General features: G+C 55.1%; 2 protein-coding genes and 1 pseudogene. All 3 read right to left on the bottom strand.

Translation table 11 applies throughout. The annotated features are described in order from the left end of the window. Positions 1 to 1177: carbohydrate porin (locus tag ACR0LN_RS23880; RefSeq protein WP_480433227.1), on the bottom strand; the 1177-nt coding region annotated here is incomplete at its 3' end. Beyond that, on the bottom strand, positions 1174 to 1938 hold the full coding sequence (locus tag ACR0LN_RS23875; protein WP_170412886.1) for a DUF3299 domain-containing protein: 765 nt from the start codon (positions 1936 to 1938) through the stop codon (positions 1174 to 1176). The genes ACR0LN_RS23880 and ACR0LN_RS23875, both read right to left, overlap by 4 nt. 26 nt (positions 1939 to 1964) lie before the next feature. After that, positions 1965 to 2171: pseudogene (locus ACR0LN_RS23870) on the bottom strand (metal-dependent hydrolase family protein); the annotation flags it as partial.

Raw genomic sequence — 2171 nt, 5'->3', positions numbered from 1 at the left:
AGAAAACGATCCGGGTTCTTAGGCCAAACAGCGTAATGCTATCCTGAGTGGGGTTCAGCAGCGGGTCAGAAATGAACTGCAGTGACGGCGTGATCTGCAGTCCGGGTGAGATTGAAAAGCGGTAGAAAGCTTCAAGCGTGAACTGATCGCCATCTATGCCTCTTGCTTCGGCCCAGTTTAGGCCCAGACCGGCCAAATCGGTGTTGCGACCATAGTAACCGAGACCGGCAGAAATCGACCGTTCATAAAGCGCTGCGGTTCCCTTCGAGGCCCCTGCACGGAAGAACGGCATCCATTTATTGTCAACAAACCATGCGGCGGAAAACGCTGCGCCGTAATCTTCTGCTCGACTGCCATCGTCAGCCGCATCCGCATGCCAGAGGGTCAGATGGATATTGTCGAAGTAGATGCGATCAAAGCCGGACGTGTACCCAAGTTCGAGCGACTTGAAGAGATTGCCGTCGCTAAACACATCAAAGTTTGGATCGGACGGGTCGGCGTTTGCGTCTGATACGCTGGCAACGGCGTAGAGGTTCTCGCTCAGCTTTACCCCACCGGCAATACCAAGGCCTTGGTTGGGCGTGTTGATTGTCGGGTTGGTATTGAAAGACAGGTTTTGAAAACCACTGTAGGGGCTTACCAACCCGTAGATATCCACAAAGTCCGTTACATCAATCTGGCCGACTTGCAGCGCCCACGACCCATTCTCAGCCCTTTGGGTCCAGAACAAATTGGTCAGAAGCAAACCGTTGTCATTGAAGGCTGTTCCCGTGATTGAAAGGGCTCCGCCATCCAGCCCGAGAAATTGCGGAGCAACGTCAGTATAACTGTGCCTGTCTTCGATCTTGAATGTCAGAGACCCCCGTTCAGTTGCCTGCCAACTGCCGTAGAACCGCGCAATTCCGCTGGCTGCTTCGCCGGTTCCCAGATCAGCATCCGTGGTTTGGCCCAATGCCAGGTAGTCAATGTTGAACCGAAAACCACCCTCAGCCAGTCGGTCTTTCCACTGAAACCAACCCGGTGCGATGTTGCGTGGAAAATCGGAACGATATTGCGGATCGGTGAGCCCGTCTCCGGGCGCAAGATCGGCTTCGACTGAAGATGGCCCGGATAGTCCCTGAGCCGACGCTGCGCCAGCAAATGCAATGCTCAATGCGGCAACCAGAAGTCTTATCATTTTGACGCCTGTGCCCCACCGGTCTTGCGATTTCCTGCCGCGCGGATGAGATCAGCAGCACGCTGCTTCCATTCCAACCTGTCTGCCTCGGTTTCCAGAGTTTCGACACGTTCCGCCTCTAGCTGGAAAGTCGCATTCATAGGCATGAGGCCATCCACAACCATCATATTATGAACGGAAGGATCGATAGTCAGCGTGCCTGTCAGCCGAACGGGTTCGTGGAAATAGCTAGGCGCCCAGTCCCCGTTCAACCGCACACGGATCATCTGGTTAGGCGGAGGTGGAGGCATGTGGCTGCACATCCCTCTTTCTGGCACCAAATACGCCACAGGCCGGCCGTCCGGATCGCTTGGAGCAGGAATGGCAAAGCCCGCGAGTGTGATTGTTCTGCCGTCGAATTGCGGGTTTCCGCTCGTTCCAGCCTTTCTTCGACGTTCAGTCACAACCTCGCGCTGATCGAGTAACCAGTCGACGTCAATTCCGTCTGACACCAAGGCGTCTTCGGTCTCTGCTAAAAGCAATTGCCATTTCTGCCGTTCTTCGGCGCTGCCAACCTCCTGCTGCAACCTGCCGCGTATACGCACAACGAAAAGAACATCGTCGAACTGTTCGGGGCTGAGTTCACGATAGGGGTCATCAAAGACCTGCGCAGACGGATCTGGCAGATCTGCCCAGTCCAACGCGGTTCCAGGCGTCGCCGCAGCATCATAACCGCACAAAACCAACCCTGCGAATACTGCGGAGCAAAACCAATTTCGCATGAATGCTCTCCGGCTGCTTTATCTGGTCAATCCAGTGTGTTTTTGTAGATCACACCGTCCTTCATGATCAGGCGGATTGTTTCCGGGCTGTCCGGCCTCGGGTCCGCACCGAACCACTGATCGCCTGTTCCAACGACAGAGAAGTCTTCGAGGGGGTTGCCGTCTATCAGCAGGATGTCGGCATAGGCGCCTTCTTCGATCACACCCAGTTTGCCTTCCGGATAGGGGTTCAT

The sequence above is a fragment of the Ruegeria sp. AA6 genome, from assembly GCF_056542865.1.
This window is presented reverse-complemented; position numbering and strand designations above follow the sequence as displayed.